This is a genomic window from Xanthomarina sp. F2636L (assembly GCF_026410195.1).
Classification (GTDB): domain Bacteria; phylum Bacteroidota; class Bacteroidia; order Flavobacteriales; family Flavobacteriaceae; genus Xanthomarina.
Map to the genome: position 1 here is coordinate 29,853 of NZ_JAPMLM010000069.1, position 20,266 is coordinate 50,118.

Annotated in this window: 18 protein-coding genes and 1 tRNA gene; 9 read left to right on the forward strand and 10 right to left on the reverse strand. The window is 32.8% G+C overall.

The genetic code is table 11. The features are described 5' to 3' along the window. Nucleotides 1-6: 6 nt before the first annotated feature. Both OS191_RS11310 and OS191_RS11315 read right to left on the reverse strand, forming a co-directional pair. Nucleotides 7-744 (reverse strand): lysophospholipid acyltransferase family protein, encoded by a 738-nt coding sequence (locus OS191_RS11310; protein WP_267155819.1) that lies wholly within the window; start codon nucleotides 742-744, stop codon nucleotides 7-9. Nucleotides 745-852: 108 nt separating this feature from the next. Further along, nucleotides 853-1,263: a BrxA/BrxB family bacilliredoxin gene (locus OS191_RS11315; RefSeq protein ID WP_267155820.1), complete on the reverse strand. Its 411-nt coding sequence runs from the start codon at nucleotides 1,261-1,263 to the stop codon at nucleotides 853-855. A 258-nt stretch (nucleotides 1,264-1,521) separates the two neighbouring features. On the opposite strand from OS191_RS11315, the gene OS191_RS11320 reads away from it, so the two are divergent. Continuing rightward, nucleotides 1,522-2,259, forward strand: a complete 738-nt coding sequence (locus OS191_RS11320) for a TerB family tellurite resistance protein (protein WP_267155821.1) — start codon at nucleotides 1,522-1,524, stop codon at nucleotides 2,257-2,259. Between the two features lie 68 nt (nucleotides 2,260-2,327). After that, nucleotides 2,328-2,750, forward strand: a complete 423-nt coding sequence (locus OS191_RS11325; RefSeq protein ID WP_267155822.1) for a hypothetical protein — start codon at nucleotides 2,328-2,330, stop codon at nucleotides 2,748-2,750. A 34-nt stretch (nucleotides 2,751-2,784) separates the two neighbouring features. Here the strand turns inward: OS191_RS11325 and OS191_RS11330 are convergent, their stop codons facing one another. The 5 genes from OS191_RS11330 to OS191_RS11350 all read right to left on the reverse strand — a co-directional run bounded on the left by OS191_RS11330 (nucleotide 2,785) and on the right by OS191_RS11350 (nucleotide 9,113). After that, nucleotides 2,785-3,945, reverse strand: coding sequence for a metal ABC transporter permease (locus OS191_RS11330; RefSeq protein WP_267155823.1), 1,161 nt, complete (start codon nucleotides 3,943-3,945; stop codon nucleotides 2,785-2,787). Beyond that, on the reverse strand, nucleotides 3,938-5,065 hold the full coding sequence (locus tag OS191_RS11335) for a metal ABC transporter permease (RefSeq protein ID WP_267155824.1): 1,128 nt from the start codon (nucleotides 5,063-5,065) through the stop codon (nucleotides 3,938-3,940). Before OS191_RS11335 ends, OS191_RS11330 begins: the two co-directional genes overlap by 8 nt. Continuing rightward, complete coding sequence (locus tag OS191_RS11340; protein WP_267156236.1) at nucleotides 5,065-5,790, reverse strand: metal ABC transporter ATP-binding protein; 726 nt, start codon at nucleotides 5,788-5,790, stop codon at nucleotides 5,065-5,067. Before OS191_RS11340 ends, OS191_RS11335 begins: the two co-directional genes overlap by 1 nt. 116 nt (nucleotides 5,791-5,906) lie before the next feature. After that, a complete protein-coding gene (locus OS191_RS11345) occupies nucleotides 5,907-6,818 on the reverse strand; it encodes a metal ABC transporter solute-binding protein, Zn/Mn family (protein ID WP_267155825.1) in 912 nt (303 codons plus the stop codon). 45 nt (nucleotides 6,819-6,863) lie between these two features. Next, the gene (locus tag OS191_RS11350; protein ID WP_267155826.1) at nucleotides 6,864-9,113 is read right to left on the reverse strand and encodes a TonB-dependent receptor; all 2,250 of its coding nucleotides are present in this window, start codon (nucleotides 9,111-9,113) and stop codon (nucleotides 6,864-6,866) included. A 100-nt stretch (nucleotides 9,114-9,213) separates the two neighbouring features. Between OS191_RS11350 and OS191_RS11355 the strand changes: the two genes are divergently transcribed. Further along, the gene (locus tag OS191_RS11355; RefSeq protein WP_267155827.1) at nucleotides 9,214-9,870 is read left to right on the forward strand and encodes a metal-dependent transcriptional regulator; all 657 of its coding nucleotides are present in this window, start codon (nucleotides 9,214-9,216) and stop codon (nucleotides 9,868-9,870) included. A 42-nt stretch (nucleotides 9,871-9,912) separates the two neighbouring features. Then, nucleotides 9,913-10,341, forward strand: a complete 429-nt coding sequence (locus tag OS191_RS11360; protein ID WP_267155828.1) for a hypothetical protein — start codon at nucleotides 9,913-9,915, stop codon at nucleotides 10,339-10,341. A 173-nt stretch (nucleotides 10,342-10,514) separates the two neighbouring features. On the opposite strand, the gene feoB is transcribed toward OS191_RS11360, so the two are convergent. From feoB to OS191_RS11380, 3 genes are all read right to left on the reverse strand, one after another. Then, nucleotides 10,515-12,614 carry a ferrous iron transport protein B gene (gene feoB, locus OS191_RS11370; protein WP_267155830.1) on the reverse strand — a complete coding sequence of 700 codons (2,100 nt, stop codon included), beginning with the start codon at nucleotides 12,612-12,614 and terminating at the stop codon, nucleotides 10,515-10,517. Beyond that, nucleotides 12,607-12,840 carry a FeoA family protein gene (locus OS191_RS11375; RefSeq protein ID WP_267155831.1) on the reverse strand — a complete coding sequence of 78 codons (234 nt, stop codon included), beginning with the start codon at nucleotides 12,838-12,840 and terminating at the stop codon, nucleotides 12,607-12,609. The genes feoB and OS191_RS11375 overlap by 8 nt, the downstream gene beginning before the upstream one ends. Before the next feature lie 73 nt (nucleotides 12,841-12,913). After that, nucleotides 12,914-13,585, reverse strand: coding sequence for an SCO family protein (locus tag OS191_RS11380; protein WP_267155832.1), 672 nt, complete (start codon nucleotides 13,583-13,585; stop codon nucleotides 12,914-12,916). Nucleotides 13,586-13,680: 95 nt separating this feature from the next. Between OS191_RS11380 and OS191_RS11385 the strand changes: the two genes are divergently transcribed. The 5 genes from OS191_RS11385 to OS191_RS11405 all read left to right on the forward strand — a co-directional run bounded on the left by OS191_RS11385 (nucleotide 13,681) and on the right by OS191_RS11405 (nucleotide 20,263). Continuing rightward, a complete protein-coding gene (locus OS191_RS11385) occupies nucleotides 13,681-15,618 on the forward strand; it encodes a M1 family metallopeptidase (protein ID WP_267155833.1) in 1,938 nt (645 codons plus the stop codon). 79 nt (nucleotides 15,619-15,697) lie between these two features. After that, on the forward strand, nucleotides 15,698-17,044 hold the full coding sequence (gene rseP, locus OS191_RS11390) for an RIP metalloprotease RseP (RefSeq protein WP_267155834.1): 1,347 nt from the start codon (nucleotides 15,698-15,700) through the stop codon (nucleotides 17,042-17,044). Between the two features lie 148 nt (nucleotides 17,045-17,192). Next, a tRNA-Asn gene (locus OS191_RS11395) sits at nucleotides 17,193-17,266 on the forward strand. Between the two features lie 177 nt (nucleotides 17,267-17,443). Beyond that, nucleotides 17,444-18,121: a class I SAM-dependent methyltransferase gene (locus tag OS191_RS11400; protein ID WP_267155835.1), complete on the forward strand. Its 678-nt coding sequence runs from the start codon at nucleotides 17,444-17,446 to the stop codon at nucleotides 18,119-18,121. A gap of 333 nt (nucleotides 18,122-18,454) precedes the next feature. Further along, nucleotides 18,455-20,263, forward strand: a complete 1,809-nt coding sequence (locus OS191_RS11405) for a hypothetical protein (protein ID WP_267155836.1) — start codon at nucleotides 18,455-18,457, stop codon at nucleotides 20,261-20,263. The last annotated feature ends 3 nt before the right edge of the window (nucleotides 20,264-20,266 follow it).

Consider the following 20,266-nt stretch of genomic DNA (forward strand, 5'->3'; position numbering starts at 1 on the left):
AGAATTTTAAGGGCTGATACTCGAGCCTATAGTTTTTTCAACTTGTTTGATAAGTTCTTGCCTATCTTCAAAGTTAGATAATTTTATAGGTTCATGTACAGTTAATTGGATATGATTTCCAATTCCCATTGGAAATTTACCATATTTTAACATTTTCCATGAGTTGTTAATGCTAATAGGAACGATGGTCGCTGAAGGAATTTTCTTAAACAACATTTCTAAACCTTTTGTTTGAAATTGTTTTGGATGTCCGTTTTTACTACGGGTTCCTTCTGGGAAAATAACAGCAGCCCGGTTGTTTTTTTCAATATATTCTCCAAATTTCATAATGGCTGGCAAAGCTTGTCTAGGGTTTTTTCTATCTATTAAAACCGAACCTCCATGACGTAAATTATAAGATACACTTGGTATCCCTTTTCCTAGTTCTTTCTTACTAATAAACTTAGGGTGATGTTTACGCATATACCACATAATAGGCGAAATATCGTACATGCTTTGATGATTAGCCACAATAATTAACGGCTGATTTGTAGCAATTTTATGAGGATTGGTGAAGGTATATCTCGTGCCCAAAATATTAGTACATCTCATGATGAAAAACTGAAGTGCATCCACACTTTTTTTATGGGCTTGATATCCTAAAACATTAAAACAAAACCATTGAATGGGATGGAATATCGCTAAAGTACTTAAAAAGACTACAGCATAAATGGACGTTAAAATATAGGCTAAAAGTTTTTCCATGCTACAAAATTATATTTTTGATAACTAAGAACAAAAAAACCACAATCTAAAAATCGTGGTTTTATATTCAAGGATCATTTATTTAAAGAATGAATGATATTTAAAATACTAGCAATGCGTATTGTAAGCATCTACTAAGTTATCTGCAATAACTTCTGCCGGACGGCCTTCAATATGATGACGTTCTAACATGTGAACTAATTCGCCGTCTTTAAATAAAGCAATACAAGGAGAACTTGGAGGAAATGGAATCATGTGTTCTCTAGCTTTATCAACAGCTTCCTTATCTACACCTGCAAAAACAGTAACTAAATTATCAGGATGTTTTGCATTTTTAATACTCATACTTGCTCCTGGACGCGCATTAGCTGCTGCACAACCACATACAGAGTTTACAACAACTAAAGTAGTCCCTTTTTTTGCTAAAGCATTATCCACAGCTTCGGCAGTATGTAATTCTTCAAAACCAACTTTGGTTAAATCTTCGCGCATTGGTTTTACTAATTCTGCTGGATACATATTTTTTAATTTTTAAGATTAATATTTTAGACTGCAAAGATACGGAAAAAGTATTCAGTTGAATATGGATATTAGCAGTCTTTTAACGTGTTTGATAATTTGTATGCAGCTTTTATTTTATTTGGAATAGGTAACAATTTCATTAAAAAAACGACTAACAATAGTATATTTACCCAAATATTAAGATTGTAATAAAAAGGATGTTCTGAGTTTGTAGTAACAAGAGAAGGATGTTCAGAAAAAAATAAAGAATAATACATGAATTTTTCAAAATGGATTGGCGCAGCTATAGGATGGTCTTTTGGTGGTCCAATTGGTGCTATTTTAGGAATGATTTTAGGAAGTGTTGTCGATGGATTTTCTAAGGGAACAATTAAAGTCGATTCGCAACAAACCTACCAAAAAGCTAGACGAACCCAATCTGGAGATTTTGAAGTTAGCTTATTAATTTTAGCGTCCATTGTTATAAAAGCTGATGGGAAACAAAATCAAAAGGAACTTGATTTCGTTCGACAGCAATTTGTAGGAATGTATGGAAAAGATAGGGCTAACCATGCTTTTAAATTGTTTAAAGAACTAAATAAACAAGAAATCCCTGTTCGTCAGGTTTGTTTACAAATTAGACAAATGATGGATCATCCATCACGATTACAATTGCTTCATTTTTTATTCGGAATAGCTAAAGCCGATGGTATTATTGTTGAAAGCGAAGTGAAGTCTATTGAAACTATTGCAAATTACATAGGCATCAGTCATCGAGATTTTGAAAGTATTAAAGCCATGTTTTATAACAGCAGCGATAATGCCTATAAAATCCTTGAAATAACAAAAGAAGCTACAGTAACTGAAATCAAAGGAGCTTATAGAAAAATGGCTAAAAAATACCATCCAGATAAAGTGATTCACTTAGGAAAAGAACATCAACAGGGCGCTGAAGAGAAATTCCGTCAGGTTCAAGAAGCCTATGAGCAGCTGCAAAAGGAGCGAGGGTTTTAGTAGCATCTGAAAATGCACTTAAGTCTTGGTATAATTTTTGTCGATAATCTGAGATAAATCAGTTTATTATGAAACAGATTATTTTCTTAACTTTAGTCATTCTTCAAACGACTGTGTTTTCGCAAACTAAAACTATTACAGGAACATATCAATTCATTTTTGAAGGTTCCAACGGGAGCTTTGGCGAAAAAATAATATTACATCCAGATGGAACTTTCAATATCCATAGTTTTAAAAAACTGGATGGTTCGAATCCTCCTGAAACTAATATATTCGGGAAAGGAACTTGGAAGTTGGATAAAAAGATGGTTCACTTTACAACAATTGAAACCGATTTTGATTCAAAATTTACTTTAGATTTGAATCATACTCAAGCACGTTTTAATACAAAATCCTCTAGAGATACAAATAAGCGTGAAGTTCCAACAACCTTAAAAGTTATAAAATCGGAGATACCTTGGCTCATAGGCCGAACTCTTAAAAAACAATAAGCAGTTTGTTAAGAATCCATCATGAGATTTTTTCTTAACCTCTAAATAAGAAGAAATCATCTTTCATATCTTCTATTTGTGCGTCCTCGTTGGTAATAATATAGTCGATAGCTTTAGATGTAAATTCGTCTCCTTTTTGAGTTAAAGACACAATATTTTTATCAATTAGAATCATGTTGTTTTTTAGTGCCAAATCTAAAACAGTTTTAGCTCTTACCTTTTGCCAATTGATGTGTTCTTGTAAATGATTAACATGACGCTCACGCGTTTCTGTATGATTTTTTAAATGAAGTAAAAAGGTCAATAAAGATACTTCTGTACGTTGTTGTTTTTCTCGATACATGACAGCAATTAGTCCTTTACTTGGTGCAAATAAATAGATGACTAAAAACAGCAATCCTAACATGGTTGTGATAGACCCAGCTATGGAAGCATCTAGCCAATGCGCCAACCAATAACCTGAAATAGCACTAAATACACCAAAAATTACGGCTAAGCCAAGCATTTTTTTTAAGTCTGTGGTTAATAAATAGGCGCTAGCTGCAGGCGCAATCATTAAGGCGACGACTAAAATGGCTCCAACGGCATCAAAGGCGCCAACGGTTGTAACGGAAGCTACCGTCATTAATCCGTAATGAATTAAGGCTGGTGAAAAACCTAAAGAAGCTGCTAAACCAGCATCGAAAGTACTTATTTTTAATTCCTTAAAAAATGCAAATAATAATCCAATTGTAATGGATAGGATAATTCCAATAATCCATAGAGATTTTGGTCCGACATCTATTCCACTAATAAAAATTCTGTCAAAGGGTGCAAAAGCTAGTTCTCCTAATAATACGGCATCCACATCTAGATGAATATCGTTGGCATTTTTAGCTATTAAAATTACCCCAATACTAAAGAGGGCAGGAAACACCAAGCCAATAGCTGTATCTTCCTTTACCAAACCTGTTTTTTGAATGCGTTCTACCAAAACAACCGTTATTACTCCAGTTAAAGCCGCAAGTAAAATTAATAAAGGCGAGTTGAGGTCTTGAGTTATAAAAAAACCAACCACAAGCCCAGGTAGGATAGAATGACTAATGGCATCGCTAATCATAGCCATTTTTCTAAGAACTAAAAACGTACCAGGAATAGCACAAGCAATAGCCACCAAACTAGCAATTAACTGTATTTCAATTTGTGCATTATTCATCTTTTAGGGCTTGTTGATTATATAAATTAGCTGCCGTTTCAAAGCCTTTTTCAGTTAAACTCCACATGGTTCCATCTAGGGTAACATAGCCTTTATCTACTAACTTTTGAAGCGTTTTCCGAGTATACCCTTGAAAGTTATTTAAGATTTTAATGGTATGTGGATGTGAAATATTATCATGCGTTTCTGCAATATGATACATAAATGCCAAGGTTTTTTGTTGTTCTAAGTCACGTCTGTTAGCTATAAACCTAATTTGACGGAATAACAAGCCTCTGCTAGGCGAAAATATAAAAGAAATTACCACAAAAACAGAAGCGACAATTACAATGACTGGTCCTGTGGATAGATTATTCTGACTGGCACTGATGGCTGTTCCAAAAACTCCAGAAAACGCTCCGAAAATGGCAGCTAAAAACACCATTTTAGATAAGCTGTTTGTCCATTGTCTTGCAGCAGCAGCAGGAGCAAGAAGCATGGCGCTCATTAATACAACCCCTACAGTTTGTAAACCTAGAACAATAGCTAAAACAATAAAAGAAGTAATAAGAATATCAATAAAGTTGGTATTAAAACCAAGGGTTTTAGCATAGTCGGCATCGAAAAGAAATAATTTGAATTCTTTCCAAAAAAACAATAAAACGAACAAACATAATCCTGTGATAATAGCCATAAGCCATACATCTTTTTCTACCAAAGTAGCTGCTTGTCCAAATAAGTATTTGTCTAACCCAGCTTGATTCGCATTGGGTTGTTTTTGAATAAAAGTTAGCAATAACATTCCAAATCCAAAAAATAATGAAAGAATTAGTCCTAGAGCTGTATCAGATTTTAAATGAGTTTTGGTTACAATTCCTCTAATCCAGAAGGTGCCAATTAAACCACTTATCAAAGCCCCAATAAGTAAAGTGTTTGTGTCTTTAGACCCAGTAATTAAAAAAGCAATAGCAATTCCAGGGAGAGCGGCGTGAGAAATAGCGTCTCCTAGTAAACTTTGTTTTCGCAACACAGCAAAGCTACCTAACATTCCGGTTACAGCACCTAGAATGGCAGTTCCTAAGGTGATGGTTCGTAAAGTGTAATCACTGAAAACTAAAGAAAAATACTCTTGAATATCCATTATTCTTGAATGCTTACTTTATAATTAATTCCGTAGGTTTTTGTTAAGTTATCATCATTAAAAATATCTTTAACAGGTCCAGTAGCAATTTTCTTCACATTTAAAAAGGTTACCCAATCAAAATATTCTGGAACAGTTTGTAAATCGTGATGTACTACTATCACTGTTTTTCCAGCTTTACGCAATTCTTTTAAAATATTGATGATGGCAATTTCTGTGGTAGCATCAACTCCCTGAAAAGGTTCGTCCATAAAATAAATAGAGGCATCTTGCACTAATGCACGAGCTAAAAAGATACGCTGTTGTTGCCCACCTGAAAGCTGACTGATTTGTCTGTTTTTAAAAGCTAACATACCAACTTTTTCTAAAGCTTCGAGCGAGGATTTTTTTTCTTTTAGCCCCGGACGTTTTATCCAGCCTAAACTTCCGTAAGTTCCCATCATTACAACATCTAAAGCCGTAGTTGGGAAATCCCAATCTACACTTCCTTTTTGTGGCACATAAGCTACTAGTTTACGCTGCTCATCATAAGGTTTTCCATAGATTGTTACACTTCCAGCAATTGGCTTTAATATTCCTAGAATGGCTTTTATTAAGGTGGATTTCCCGGCACCATTTGGGCCAACAATAGCCATAAGAACCCCTTCTGGAATTTCTAAATCAATATCCCAAAGTACGGGCTTGTAGTTGTAAGCAACAGTTAAATCGTCTACTTGTACCGCCATCTTGCGTTCGGAAACAGGAGTTTTTTCTTGAATTTTTATTTCGCTCACCTAGTTTTTATTTTTGTCGTTTTCATTATTTACTAGTCTTTAAGGAAATTCCTGAATAGTAAGATCGCTTATTTTAATGCATTCACAATGGTTTTCACATTGTATTCAAACATGCCAATATAAGTGCCTTCAAGAGTTCCAGCGTTTCCTAATGCATCGGAATACAAAGTACCTCCAATAGCCACGTCATGTTTTTTAGATATTACTGCGGCTTGCAGGGCTTCGATAGTTCTTTTAGGAACAGAACTTTCAACAAAAATGGCTTTAACTTGTTTGTCAATAATAAAGGCTGCAAGTTTTTGAACATCTTGAACTCCAGCTTCAGTAGCAGTAGAAAGGCCTTGCAGGCCAACTACTTCAAAATCAAAAGCTATCCCAAAGTAATTAAAAGCATCATGGGCAGTTACTAAAATACGTTTATCTTGTGGAAGAGTTTCTATAGTTGCGCGTAATTTTTCTTTTAAAACCTGTAATTTTTCTATATAGGTTTTTGAATTAGCCTGAAAAAAAGATTTATTTTCAGGGTTTTCTTTAGATAGATTCCTTGCTACATATTCTGTAATCTGAATCCAATAATCGATATTAAACCAAATGTGTGGATCGTAATTTCCGGCAAAACTTTCTGAAGAAATAAGTGTGCTTTCATCTAAAGCATCAGAAACGGCAATGGTTTTAATGTTTTGATGACCCATTTTTTCGAAAACTTCAACTAATTTCCCTTCTAGGTGTAAGCCACCATAAAAAATAATATCTGCATTTGCTAATTTAGAAACGTCGCCTTCACTGGCTTTGTAAAGATGCGGATCGACTCCAGATCCCATTAAACCTTGAATGTTAATTTTATCTCCCCCCACGTTACTTACCAAGTCGGTAATCATGGTAGTTGTTGTTACAATATTTAGTTTGCCATTGCTTTCTTGGGCGTTTTTACAATTAAATAAAAGTCCAAAAATTAATAAGCTAAAAACTAATTTTTTCATGAGTCTAAATATTTATTGCGAAGTTACTAAAAAAATGAGTATTTTTTAAAAAAGTGTATATCTAAGTCCAAAGAATAATCGGATACCTTGATTAGGGCCATACACATAACTGGGATCGAAAGTTAAGGCATACGGGTTATCAGGTGTTGCGACAACATCTCCATTGGAATCGAAAATAACATTTTCATCGAAAGGATCATCTGCTCTTGCAATAATAAACGGATTTCCTTTGTTAGGCGTCCAGTTTAATAGGTTTTTTACACCTGCATATATTTCAAACTTTTCAAAACCATCATAAGTAAATTGAATGTTTTGAATACTCCAAACCGGAGAGTATTCTTGTCGAGGATCTAAGTCGCTTAGTAAAGGTAAACGCATAGGTCCGAAAAGGTTTCCGGTATAATCTATGGTTATATTTGTTGGATAGTTTTTATATGAAAGCGACCAAACTCCCGAATACTGCTCAGTTAACATTTGCTTCACTTTTTCACCATCTATAGTTTGTGAAACATCTTGGAAAGTAGCACCTACAGAAGCGCGGATTCCACTTGCGAAAACAGCATCCACATTAAAACTAATACCTTTAGAAACGGAATACCCATCTAAATTGGAGTAGATTATCTGGTTGGGATTGGTATCGTAATCAGGAATAATGGCATTGGTAAAATAAGTGAACCAAGCAGAAGTATCGAAAGTAAAGTGCATGCCACTTGTGGTATATATTTTTTTTAGATAATTTAAATTCACGTTATAAGATTCTTCTGGGCTTAACTCTTCCTCTATAATAACATCTCTAGCTCCGGTAAGAGCAGCATGTTCTTCTGTAAATAAATTGACCACTCTAAACCCTGTTCCGGCGTTTAATCGGATAATATCGTTTTCAGTTGGTTTAAATCTGTATGCAATTCGTGGTGTAACGATGGAACCATGACGTTTATCATAGTCGTAACGCAAGCCAAGTAACAGGCTTTGCTTTGTATTGAAAGCAATTTCATCTTGAATAAAAAGTGAAGGAATTATTATTTCATCGGCTATATCTGTGGCTGTGGTATTATCGTTATAGTAATTGTAGCGCAAGGCTGTACCAAATAAGAGATCGTGGTTATTTAGCTGTTTATCCCATATTAACTGACCAAAAGCAATACGTTGCTGAGCCATATAAAATGTATCACCATAAGCAGAATTTTGATCGTGATCTGAATATGAAAATTGGAAGTTTATCCGCTCATTAACTGGAAGTTGGTAGTTGCCAAGTATTTCATATCTGGAGGTATAGATGCTTTCGCCATAAACTTCATTACCACCCCTAAAACTCGAGTTCCATTGCATTTCTCCTCCCCAGCGATCTTCATAAAAATACCTTCCAGCTAAAGAAAACTGTCTATTATTTTTTCGTTGAAAACTCCATTTTTGAAATACAGAAATACGATCTTGAAGAGTGACATCAGTAAAATTATCGTTGTTATTATCAATTGGGTTACTGTAATTATAATAGTTTGCACCAAATAATAGAGAAGCTTTTTCTCCTACTTTAGTTTTGAACCCAGCATCTACATTCAATTCTCCCCAACCAGAAATATAACTATCTGCAAAAAATAAGGGAGCATTTTCTGGCAACTTGGTTATAATGTTGATTAAACCACCAACAGCTTCACTTCCATACAGTGATGAAGCTGGACCTTTTACAATTTCTACTTGCTCAATAAGAGAGTTTGGAATTCCAGATAGCCCATAAACAGTTGACAAGCCACTAACTATAGGCATTCCATCGATTAAAACTAAGGTATAAGGACCTTCTAGACCATTAATATGAATATCTCCAGTATTACAAACATTACAATTTAATTGCGGTCTTACTCCATTGACATTTTGTAGAGCTTCAAAAATATTTGGTGTTGGATTTCTCTTTAAGAAAGTTGGAGTATATACTTCTACAGGAACAGCACTTTCTAACCTGGAGACAGCTTTTAAAGTTCCGGAAATGGTTATTTCATTTAGAGACTCACCACTTTCCAAATTAAAGTTGACGTTGCTGTTTTTATCGGTTATTTTAATTTCCTTTTTTACAGTATTATAACCTGTAAAAGACGCTATCAATTGATAGGTTCCAGGCTCTATATTTTCAATAAGGTACTTACCATCGTAGTTGGATGTTGTACCTTTTATGGTGTTTTCTAAATAAATACTTGCAAAGGGAAGTGTTTCGTTGTCGCTTGTAATAGTTCCTTTAATTGAAAATTTGTTTTGAGCAATAAGGCCTAAGTTGCAAAATAACAGCAAATATGTTAGTCTCATGTTAAATATATTTTTGTCAAAGATAAATAAATTTTTAGATTAGTCTAAAAATTTATTTGTTATTTAATTGTTTTATATTTGTGTGTATTTAAAATTTAAAATGATAACCTTAACAGAAGAAAATTATATTAAAGCCATTTACCATTTAAGTAAACATGGTAAAGAAATGGTAAGCACTAATGCATTGGCAGAAGCTATGAGTACAAAAGCTTCGTCTGCAACGGATATGGTTAAGAAGCTAGCTGAAAAAAACTATGTAGATTATAAAAAATATCAAGGCGCCATACTTACCGAATCTGGTAGCACGATTGCTATTAACGTGATTAGAAAACATAGGCTTTGGGAAGTGTTTTTAGTAGATAAATTACATTTTTCTTGGGATGAGGTTCATGAATTAGCTGAGCAGTTAGAGCATATAAAATCTCAAAAACTAATTGATAAGTTAGATGCTTTTTTAGGACATCCAACTCACGATCCACATGGAGATCCCATTCCAGATAAACATGGCGACTTTACTTTTATTGACAAAATAACGTTGGCTCAGGCGCAAATTAACGCAACTTATAAATGTGTTGGAGTTAACGATAGTTCTTCAGAGTTTTTGCAATATTTAAACAACAACAAGATAGAGCTTGGAACAAAAATTGAAGTCTTACATAAAGAAGCTTTTGATAGTTCGATAAAAATTAAAGTAAACGAATTAGAAATGGTAGTTTCTAACAGTGTGGCACAAAATTTATATATCCAAAAAACATAATTGTCTTAATATAATACAGGCCTATTTTACACATTTTATATGATGAAACAAGCTTTATTTTTTTTATTTTTCTTTAGTTTCTTGATCGCTTTTTCTCAAGATTCGACCCTTGTAAAAGTGGAAGCTCCAAAGATAGCTGCAAAACTATTTTTAGGAAAAACCTATCAGGTAGAAGATGTTCAAATAAAGTTTTCTGATGTATTATCGGATTCTCGATGTCCTGAAGATGTAACTTGTATATGGGCAGGTGAAGCTATTGTATTGATTGAAATTTTAAAAGATAACCAAGTAATAGAGCAAAAAAATCTGACTTTTCAACCTGGAAAGAAAATGGATGAAAAGTTATTGACCTTATTTACTTCCGAAACATCTACAATAACAGCTCTTGGAATTTTACCCAATTTAAATTCTAGAAAAAAAATTAAGATAGAAGCGTATTATCTTCTGTTAGAAATAGCTAATAAAGAATAAATATTTAATGGCAATTATCGCAATCGTGTGGCTTAACTCCTTTTTTTGATTTGGGTTTTTTCCAGAAAAATTTCTTCACCAAAAAAGCCACAGCCAAAAAAAGTGCTGCAAAGGCTAAAATATTTTGTAGAAGATCATTCATAAATTTGTTAGTCGTAATTCACATTAAAACTTTAAATCAATATTTGGTAAGCAATTAGGGCTACCACATAGGCAAAAGCACTCATTAATACCAATTGTAAAATAGGCCATTTCCAACTATTGGTTTCGCGTTTTACTATGGCAAGTGTACTCATACATTGCATGGCAAAAGCATAAAATAGCAATAAGGAAATTCCTGAAGCAAAATTAAATAGTGGCCCACCTAAAATAGGATTTACTTCTCCAGCCATTCTGTTTTTAATAGTTTCTTCTTCGTCGTTACCTACACTATAAATGGTTGCTAATGTACCAACAAAAACTTCTCTAGCTGCAAATGATGTCACTAAGGCAATCCCAATTTTCCAATCGTAACCCAAAGGTCTAATGGCTGGTTCTATGGCTCTTCCTGTTAAACCGATAAAGGAATATTCTAATTTTTGAGAGGCTATTTCGTTTTCTAATTGCTCTTCGGATAAATCTTGTGAAGCAAATTTTTCGGTAACTATTTCTTCAGCATTATTAAATTCATCTCCTGGGCCATAAGATGCCAAAAACCATAAAATTATAGAAATAGCTAAAATAATTTTTCCCGCACCAAACACAAACGACTTTGTTTTTTCAATTACTGTTAAAGCAACATTCTTCATTAAAGGCAGTTTGTAATTTGGCATTTCTACTACAAAAAACGATTTACTTTTGAATTTTAATATTTTATTCAGAATCATGGAAGAAATCAAGGCAGCTCCAAATCCTATTAAATAAAGTAACATTAAAGTTAAAGCTTGATAGCTCATTCCTAGAAAGCTTCCCTCGGGAATCACTAACGCGATAATAATTAAATACACTGGAAGTCTGGCCGAACAGGTAGTAAATGGTGTTACCAAAATAGTAATTAACCGCTCTTTCCAACTTTCAATATTTCTAGTGGCCATAATAGCAGGAATGGCACAAGCAGTTCCGGAAATTAATGGCACAACACTTTTTCCACTTAAACCAAAACGTCTCATTCCTCGATCCATTAAAAAGACGACACGGCTCATATAACCACTTTCTTCCAACACAGAAATAAAGAGAAATAAAAAGGCAATTTGTGGAATAAATATCACAATTCCTCCTAGCCCTGGAATAATTCCTTCAGATAGTAAATTGGTGAAAGTTCCTGTGGGTAAAGAGTCTTTGGTCCATTCACTTAAAGCGGCAAAAGAAGCATCAATAAAGTCCATTGGCACGGCAGACCAATCGTAAATAGCTTGAAATATAAGGAGTAGAATTAGCAGGAATATAACATAACCCCAAATTTTATGAGTTAAAATCCTGTCTAATTTTATACGTAAATCTTTAGCTGTACTCAGGTCTATGGTTTGCCCTTTTTTAAGAACATTATTAATAAACTGGTAACGCTTTACTGTTTCTTTTTGCTGTAACCTTTTTAGGTCAGCTTTAGATTTTGTTTTAAAATCTTCAACGGTTTCATATTCATTTCTATCCGTTTTACCAAAGTTAACATCTTGTGTAATAACTAACCAAAGCTTATATAACAACTGATTTGGAAAAACCTTTTGAAGATCATCAAAATATTTTTTATCAATTTCGGATGCATTCAAACAAGGCTTAATAGAAAGGTCTTTATAATTTGAAATCAATTCTTTTAAAACATCAATTCCATTATTTTTTCTGGTGCTGATTAAAGCAATCTTGGTATCAAGTTCTGCTTCTAAATAAGGAACATCTAAAGAAATACCTTTATATTTCATTCTATCTGCCATGTTTATGGCAAGAATAACAGGGATTTCTAGATCTTTTATTTGAGTAAATAAAAGTAAATTTCTTTTTAAGTTTTCTACATCGCTTACTACTACTGCAACATCCGGAAAGTCTTTGTCGTTTTTATTTAAAAGCAATTCTATAACCACATTTTCGTCTAGAGAGGATGCATTTAAGCTGTAGGTTCCAGGTAAATCTATAATATGGGCTTTAACGCCACGAGGAAGTTTACATATACCTTCTTTTTTTTCGACTGTGATACCTGGATAATTACCAACTTTTTGGTTTAAACCTGTTAAGGCATTAAAAACCGAAGTTTTTCCAGTATTTGGGTTCCCTATTAAGGCGACGTTGATTTGTTTACTCATTACAAATTTCAATTAAAACATGGATAGCTGTTTCTTTTCTTATAGCCAAATGCGTTCCGTTTATATTAAGATACAGAGGGTCTGAAAATGGAGCTACTTGAAGAAGTTCGACCTCATTTCCTGGTAAACAACCCATTTCTAGTAATTTTAAAGGAATATAAATGGAGGAAACATCAGTAATAATGGCTTTCTCTCCTCGTTTTAGATGTGCTAGTGTAACTTGCAAGCTTATTTAGATTGATTTTAAAGAAGCAAAAATAGTATAAAATTTTAGTCTAAAAAAATTGTGAACTATAAAACTATTTATATTCCTCTTTTAGGATTTCAATTTCATCAAGCAATCGTGAAATATCTTCAGAATTTGTGCCATCATAATAACCTCTAATTTGACGTTTTTTATCTATAAGCATGAAGTTCTCGGTATGGATCATATCATATTCATCTCCAGTGCCATCTGTTTTTACAGCTAGATAACTTTTTCGTGCTAAGGCATAAATTTCTTTTTTGTTGCCTGTTACTAAGTTCCATTTACTATCTATAACCCCTTTATCAATTGCATATTTTTTTAGTTGTGGCACCGAATCAATTTCCGGAGTAACAGTATGAGAAAGCAGCATGACATCTTCATCTTCTTTAATAGCGTTTTGAATTAAAACCATATGGTCCGTCATAATCGGACAGATGGTCTGACAGGTAGTAAAAAAGAAATCGGCTACATAAATTTTGTCTTTATAAGTATCTTGATTTATGGTTTCTCCGTTTTGATTAGTTAAGCTAAAATCAGCAATTTTATGATATTTTTTTACATATTGAATGGTACTGTCTACCATTTCGGTGTTTACCATTGCTGGTTGGTAAATTGGAAGTGGTTTATAAACATCAAAAATGTTGTAAATAATGGTAACTATGATAATTGATAGGGTTGCAAATACTATAGCAAAGTATTTATAGTCTTTAAAAAATGAAAGCATTTCCTTTTAATTTGAAATTTCTTGTAAGATTTGATTGCAAAAATACGATAGATAAGTGTTTAATTCGGTATTTTTAACATCTTAAATACAATACCGTGAATAGATTTTTAAATTACTTACTTGTTCTTGTGCCTATATTTTCTTACGCACAAGATTTTACTAAATCGATGGAAATTATTAGAGAAGCTGAAACAAAAGCTGCTTTAAATAAAATGTTTCAACGAGTGAATATGAATACAGGAAATTACGATGTAACATATCATAGATTAGAATTGAATGTCGATCCTAGTCAAGCCTTTATTTCAGGTGATGTCACTACCTATTTTGAAGCCAAGGAGAATCTCTCAGAAGTTACTTTCGAGCTTACTCAGAATATGGTTGTCTCTGAAGTATTGCAACGTGGAAATCCACTTTCTTTTGTGCAAAACTCAGAAGATGAGGTTGTAATAGCTTTAAATCAGGTTCAAAATGTGGGTGTTTTAGATTCATTAACCATAAGCTATTCTGGAAACCCGGTGAGTTCTGGATTTGGGTCTTTCGAACAGAACACCCATAATGGCGATCCAATAATATGGACACTTTCAGAGCCTTATGGCGCTAAAGGATGGTGGCCTTGTAAACAAGATTTAATTGATAAAATAGATAGTATTGATATTTATATTACAACTCCAGTAAACAATCCTTCAAACGAAGAATATGTTGCTGTTGCCAATGGATTGGAACAAAGTCAAACCATAATTGGTACTAATAAAACCACACATTTTAAGCACCAATATCCAATTCCTGCGTATTTAGTAGCTATAGCGGTAACCAATTACTCGGTGTACTCTCATACTGTAGAAAACAATGGAAATCCTTTTGAAATTGTTAATTACGTATATCCTGAAAACCTAGCTTCGGCTCAGGCTAGTACTCCAGTAACAGTAGATATAATGGATCTTTTTTCTAACTTGTTTCAAGAATATCCTTATGCAAGCGAAAAGTACGGACATGCTCAATTTGGCTGGGGTGGAGGTATGGAGCACACCACAGTGTCTTTTATGGGAAGCTTTGGAAGAGGTTTGATTGCTCATGAATTAGCACATCAATGGTTTGGTGATAAAGTTACTTGTGGTAGTTGGAAAGACATTTGGTTAAATGAAGGTTTTGCTACTTATTTATCTGGGCTTGTGGTTGAAAACTTAGATGGTAATAATTCATTTATTAATTGGAAAAATTCATTAAATAACTCAATTACCTCCCAAAATGGAGGCGCTGTCTATTTAACAGATTCTGATACGTTGAATATAGGTAGAATATTTAGCAGCAGACTAAGCTATAATAAAGGCGCCATGGTAACTCATATGTTAAGAAAAAAAGTGGGTGATGCCAACTTTTTTCAAGGAATGCAAAATTACTTAAACGATTCAAACCTGTCTTATGGATACGCTAAGACAGAAGATTATAAGCAAATAATGGAAACAACAAGCGGACAGGATTTAACGGAATTTTTTAGCGATTGGGTATACAATCAGGGATATCCAAGTTATTCTATAGAATGGCATCAGCCTAGTACAGATCAAATTCGAGTTTCAATTTCCCAAACGCAAAGTCATTCATCTGTTTCATATTTTGAAGCCCCAGTTCCAATTAGAGTTATAGGTACCTCAGGAGGGGTTTTAGATTTGGTTTTAAACAATACTGTTAATAATGAAATGTTTTTAAGAGAGGTTACTTTTCCTGTTGATAATATTATTTTCGACCCCGAAAAAGACATAATTTCAAGGTATAATACTGTGACTTTGGGTATAAAAGATGTAGATTTAGATATCCAATTTAATATATATCCTAATCCAACAAAACAAAGCATAACAATTTCTAAACCCGAAAATATAACTGTTAATAAAATAAATGTGTACAACACTATTGGCCAACTATTGTTTACAACACCATGGTCTAGTCAGTTGGATTTCTCATCCTTGTCTACAGGTTTGTTTTTCTTACAAATACACACTAATAAAGGTATAATTAATAAATCCGTGTTAAAAAACTAGGTATTACAGGAGTAATTGTTTTCTAAATGATGCTAAAACATTACTTTTGCAAATTAATTTACATTAGACACTAATTTACATGGAGTTTGTTATAAAAATATCTCAATTTTTATTGAGCCTTTCATTATTAATTGTTTTACATGAGTTGGGACATTTTATTCCTGCAAAACTTTTTAAAACCAGAGTTGAAAAATTTTATCTGTTTTTTGATGTTAAGTTTTCTTTATTCAAGAAAAAAATTGGGGATACTGTTTATGGAATAGGTTGGTTACCACTTGGAGGATATGTTAAAATATCAGGAATGATAGACGAAAGCATGGACAAAGAGCAAATGGCGCAACCACCACAACCTTGGGAATTTCGTTCAAAACCAGCATGGCAACGTTTAATTATTATGTTGGGTGGGGTTACTGTTAACTTCTTATTGGCTGTAGTTATATATATAGGCATGAGTTATTTTTATGGAGATAGAATCTTGCCAAATGAAAACATTACAGATGGTGTTTTGGTTGAAAGTACAGCTGCACAAAAAGCAGGACTTTTAACTGGGGATAAAATTCTTTCTGTTGATGGGGAAACAATTGAACATTTTTCACAGATTTCTGAAAAAGTATTATTTGGAAAAAGTATTGTTATTGAAAGAAATGGACAACAATCAACCGTGACCTTACCAGAAGATTTTTTAGCTCAATTAATAGATTCTAAAGAAAAATCGTTTATAGATTTAAGAATGCCATTTATTATTGCAGAAGTACCAGATTCTTCTTTTAATAAAGGAAGTGGTATTCAAAAAGGAGATATAATCACTGCTTTTAATGGCCAGTCAACAAAATATATCGATGAAGTAATTCCTGCTCTTGAAACTTTAAAAGGACAAGATGTAGAAGCTACGGTTTTAAGAGATCAGGAAAAGCTACAAATTCCACTTCAAGTTAGTAACGATGGGAAATTGAGTCTGGTTTATGCATCTCGTGCTACCAATGAAACATTAGAAGCCTTAGGATACTACAAGTTTGAAACTCAAAAATATGGTTTTTTTGAATCAATTCCGGTTGGCTTTATAAAAACAGAAGAAAAAATAAGTTCATATATAAAACAATTCAAAGCCATTTTTACACCAAGTACTGGTGCTTATAAAGGTGTTGGAGGATTTAAAGCAATCTATGATATCTTTCCAAGCTTTTGGAGCTGGCAAGTATTTTGGAGTATTACAGCCTTTTTATCTATTATGTTAGGGGTTTTAAATTTATTGCCTATCCCAGCTTTAGATGGTGGACATGTCATGTTTTTACTCTATGAAATGATTTCTGGAAGAAAGCCAGGTGACAAGTTTTTAGAGTATGCTCAAATGGTTGGATTTTTCATATTAATTGCTTTAGTTTTGTTCGCCAACGGGAACGATATTTTTAAAGCTATTTTTAATTAATTTTTTTTAAAATATAGTTTGCAATAACTAATATTTAATTTATATTTGCGCTCGCTAACGCGAAAAAACACACTACTTAACTGCTGTAATTTATGGTAAGTTTAGAAAATGTGAAAGTCAGAAAAAAGACTCTAAAAGAAAACAACACTCCTCCTTAGCTCAGTTGGTTAGAGCATCTGACTGTTAATCAGAGGGTCCTTGGTTCGAGCCCAAGAGGAGGAGCTTAACAATAGAAAGCCTTTACAGAGATGTAAAGGCTTTTTTGTTTTCTTTAGGTTGAACATAGGTTAATTAAATACCCGAATACATACTTTTATAGAAATAGGTGCAACAGGTATATTAATAAATTTCATCTTATTTTGTAAAATTCTAATTGTTGCACAAACAGATTACACGTTTATGAAGAAAAAAGAAGTGGTAATAAAAAAATTAAATAAGCCCTGGCCAACTAAAGAAGCTATGGAACAGATTTACGAAATGAAACTTTGGGGTAGGGATAACTCAGATTTTTATTCTGGCGAAGGATCACATCTCCCAGAGATAGTAAATCCTTATTTAGATGTTTTAATATCGTTTTTAATTTCTTTTAAAAACCCACTTGTAGTTTGCGACTTAGGTTGTGGAGATTTCAATGTAGGAAAAGAATTGGTGAAATATACTAAGAGATATGTTGCTGTAGATATAGTCCCAGATCTAATTGAGTATAATAAAGAAATGTTTAAAGAAGAAAATTTAGAATTTCATTGTTTTGATATTGCTACGGACGATTTCCCTTCTGGAGATTGTGCTTTATTGAGACAAGTATTACAACATTTATCAAATTCAGAAGTACAAAACATAATTAAAAAGCTAACTAATTTTAAATATGTTATTTTAACTGAACATGTCCCAGAAGGAGATTTTAAACCCAATAAAGAGATTATTTCAGGACAAGGAATTAGACTAAAAAAGCAGAGTGGAATAGATTTACTAGCTCCTCCTTTTAATTTGGTCGTAAAAAATAAAAGACAGTTATTGTCTCTTAAATTAAATAATTGTGACGGTGTTATAATAACAACACTTTATGAAATGTTTTAATTCTTAACTAAAAAATTCAAAAAAATCAGCAACATTGATACTCTCTAAAAAATATTAATAGTGTATTACTTTATAGACTATTCATTTTTTTTTGAAATTACCTAGGAAGTATTAATTCTGACATTAAAAAAAAATCTATTAGTACTCATTTCAGTTTTTAAAATTTGATTAATTAATATTGTTTTTTAAATAAGGAGCCTATTTATTGTAAGCTCTTTTATTTTAAATGATGTTAAATTTTAAAAAAGACTAAAAGGTATGATATTTGTCATCTTTTAGCCCAAATGGATTGGTCATATTTGTAGCTTATTTAATTTTTAAAAAAATTAAAAGATGACTTTACCTAAATCTTTACACAGTTTCCATATTCCAGTTATGGGATTAGCTTTTACAATAGACAGTCCTATTCGCGTAGCTCCATTTGGTATTTCGTCAGTAATATCGATTATAGACGACGAGCTCATGGAAAAAATGAATGCCTTTTACAGTAAGAAATTTGACATCCCATATCAAGAAATATCAAAAAAAGCACAAGATTATCGTGCCGAACGTATTACGTCTTATTTGAATTTGGTAGATAGTATTGTTAAAGAAAAATTTTCAAAATTTAAAACGGAATTATCAGAAAGTAAATTAGCCTTAGATAATTTCATGGCTACATTACCTAATAAATCCACAATTAAAGAAGGACTTTCTAATTTAATGAATGAAGGTTCTGCGCTAAAGGAAAATATACAGAATTACTTAGAATCCCATTTAAAAGCTGGAGACATTGATGTTAATATCATGACTAAAGTGGATAAGGATAATTTTATTAAAGGCGAACAATTACCAGTAGAATTTAATGATGCTCATGCCTCTCTTCGAGGTTTCGCTAATAGTAATCTAAACTCTTCTGTAGTACTTTCAGCTGGGATGAATCCGAGATTATATAGTTACTTTGAAAATTTCACCGACTTCTTTCCTGATAGTCAAGGACATTTAAAAAAGAAGATTATTTTGAAAGTGAGCGATTATCGTTCGGCAACCATTCAAGGAAAGTTTTTAGCAAAAAAAGGACTTTGGGTTTCAGAATACAGAATTGAATCTGGTTTAAATTGTGGCGGACACGCTTTTGCAACAGAAGGCTTTTTATTAGGACCAATTTTAGAGGAATTTAAAAACAAAAAATCTGAATTAATCCAAGATACTCATGATGTTTTTGTAAAAGGATTAAGTTTAAAAGGATTAGCCGTTCCGGAACATCCCTTAGATTTAAAACTTACGGTTCAAGGTGGTGTGGGAACCGCAGTCGAACACGAATTTCTACTAGAAAATTACCAGGTAGATTCTGTAGGTTGGGGAACGCCATTTTTATTGGTGCCAGAAGCTACTTCGGTAGATAAGGAAACCAGAGATTTATTGGCTAAGGCCCAAGAAAAAGATTTGTATTTAAGTGGAATTTCCCCTTTAGGAGTTCCTTTTAATACTATTAAAGGAACCACCAACGAGTTTTTTAAACAAAAACGTATCGACGATAATAAACCAGGAAGCTCTTGTCCGAAGAAATTTTTAGCTTTGAGCAAAGAATTTGGACCAGAAGGAATTTGTACAGCTTCAAAAAAATATCAAGATGTAAAACTGAAAGAATTAGAAACTAAAAAATCTGAAGTTTCTTCAAGTATGTATGAAAATGCCAAAGCAAAAATCACCGAAAAAGCATGTTTGTGTGTTGGGTTGGCAAATGCATCTTATCTAGAAAACGATATCAAAATAAAAGGCCAGGCACAAGGTGTCGTAATTTGTCCAGGACCAAATATGGCTTATTTTGATAAAGAAGTGTCTCTTTCTAACATGATGCAGCATATTTATGGAAATGCATCTGTACTTTCAAATGTAAATCGACCAAATATGTTTGTAAAAGAATTGAAAATGTATGTGGATTATTTAAGAAATGAAATAGCAACTATTTCAGAAGAGGTTACAACCAAACAAATAAAAAAATGGGAAGCTTTTAAAAGTAATTTGTTTGAAGGTATTGCTTACTATCAAAATCTATTTCAAATATCCATTGCTTCTGAAAATATAAAGATTCAAATGGATCTTCAGTTTTATAAAGAAGAATTAATTGCAGTTTCTATTCCAGAATTGGAAATAGCCTAATTA